This window comes from Paracoccus aminovorans (assembly GCF_001546115.1).
Lineage (GTDB): Bacteria > Pseudomonadota > Alphaproteobacteria > Rhodobacterales > Rhodobacteraceae > Paracoccus > Paracoccus aminovorans_B.
The window spans coordinates 1-2,087 of record NZ_LNBC01000042.1 but is presented as its reverse complement, the minus strand read 5'-3'; the positions used below and the strand labels follow the sequence as shown (position 1 = coordinate 2,087).

The window sequence follows — 2,087 nt, the reverse complement described above, 5'->3', positions numbered from 1 at the left end:
GTTCGGTGACACACCTAACGGATTAAGCATTCCGCCTGGGGAGTACGGTCGCAAGATTAAAACTCAAAGGAATTGACGGGGGCCCGCACAAGCGGTGGAGCATGTGGTTTAATTCGAAGCAACGCGCAGAACCTTACCAACCCTTGACATCGCAGGACAGCCCGAGAGATCGGGTCTTCTCGTAAGAGACCTGTGGACAGGTGCTGCATGGCTGTCGTCAGCTCGTGTCGTGAGATGTTCGGTTAAGTCCGGCAACGAGCGCAACCCACACTTCCAGTTGCCATCATTTGGTTGGGCACTCTGGAAGAACTGCCGATGATAAGTCGGAGGAAGGTGTGGATGACGTCAAGTCCTCATGGCCCTTACGGGTTGGGCTACACACGTGCTACAATGGTGGTGACAGTGGGTTAATCCCCAAAAGCCATCTCAGTTCGGATTGGGGTCTGCAACTCGACCCCATGAAGTTGGAATCGCTAGTAATCGCGGAACAGCATGCCGCGGTGAATACGTTCCCGGGCCTTGTACACACCGCCCGTCACACCATGGGAGTTGGTTCTACCCGACGGCCGTGCGCTAACCAGCAATGGGGGCAGCGGACCACGGTAGGATCAGCGACTGGGGTGAAGTCGTAACAAGGTAGCCGTAGGGGAACCTGCGGCTGGATCACCTCCTTTCTAAGGAAGATGCTAGCAGATCGGCTTGCCTTTCTCATGCATCGACTTGGCAGAGCATCAGTCAGATGCTCATATCGACGGTCGGACCGTCCTCATATCCCTTCAATCCAAGAGCCAGGCCCACCGGTCACAGGGGTGTCCGGTCTGTGTATGGGTCGGTAGCTCAGGTGGTTAGAGCGCACGCCTGATAAGCGTGAGGTCGGAGGTTCAAGTCCTCCTCGACCCACCATCACCTGTCCTGGCACCTGATCGGGGCCTTAGCTCAGTTGGTAGAGCGCCTGCTTTGCAAGCAGGATGTCATCGGTTCGAATCCGTTAGGCTCCACCAGATCCCGACATGATCGGAAAGCGCATCGCTTTCCCGTCCTGTCGGACGCGCGCATGGCGAGGCCATGCATTTACATCGTTCAGAGAGATAATCGGCGTTATTGGCCGTGCCCGAGTGGGGGTGCGGTGCCAGTACGATCCATCCGGATCGGACCGCAACAATGACGTTGTCCAAGTCAAGTACACTAACCAAATGCGTGGTTGCTGCATGGCAATCGCGCAGAAGTCCTTTCCGGATGGAAAGGGCGGGAAACGTACATGCTTTTGATCGGAAGAGATGCCGGCGCGCACAAAAGGACGCCGGCTGATCGACCTTATGGGTCTTTCTTCTTCCGGATCAAATCAAGCGCGATAAGGGCGTTTGGTGGATGCCTTGGCAGTAAGAGGCGATGAAGGACGTGATACTCTGCGATAAGTCCTGGGGAGCTGAGAATAAGCTTTGATCCAGGAATTTCCGAATGGGGAAACCCACCTGAATGTTTGTTGTTGTTGCCCTCGGGCAGTCAACAACGGGCATAACCAGGTATCTTTTACCTGAATACATAGGGTTTAAGAAGCGAACCCGGGGAACTGAAACATCTAAGTACCCGGAGGAAAGGAAATCAACAGATACTCCCCCAGTAGCGGCGAGCGAACGGGGACCAGCCGAGCCGTGAGAATGACCAGAATGTGCTGGAAAGCACAGCCATAGCGGGTGACAGCCCCGTATGGGAAGTTTGATCGGACGTATTAAGTAGGGCGGGACACGTGAAATCCTGTCTGAAGATCGGGGGACCACCCTCGAAGGCTAAGTACTCCTTACTGACCGATAGCGAACCAGTACCGTGAGGGAAAGGTGAAAAGCACCCCGACGAGGGGAGTGAAACAGTTTCTGAAACCGGACGCCTACAAGCAGTCGGAGCCTCCTTGCGAGGTGACGGCGTACCTTTTGTATAATGGGTCAACGACTTGGTCTGTCTAGCAAGCTTAAGCCGTTAGGTGTAGGCGCAGCGAAAGCGAGTCTTAAATGGGCGAATGAGTTAGACGGATCAGACCCGAAACCAGATGATCTAGGCATGAGCAGGATGAAGGTTGGGTAACACCAACT

The 2,087-nt window shown here is 54.8% G+C and carries 2 tRNA genes and 2 rRNA genes; all 4 read left to right on the top strand.

Annotated elements, in window-relative coordinates:
- Window positions 1-674 (top strand): 16S ribosomal RNA (locus tag ASV56_RS22250); the annotation flags it as partial.
- A 152-nt stretch (window positions 675-826) separates the two neighbouring features.
- Window positions 827-903: transfer RNA gene (locus ASV56_RS22245), tRNA-Ile, on the top strand.
- A gap of 22 nt (window positions 904-925) precedes the next feature.
- Window positions 926-1,001, top strand: a tRNA-Ala gene (locus ASV56_RS22240).
- Window positions 1,002-1,340: 339 nt separating this feature from the next.
- Window positions 1,341-2,087 (top strand): 23S ribosomal RNA (locus ASV56_RS22235); the annotation flags it as partial.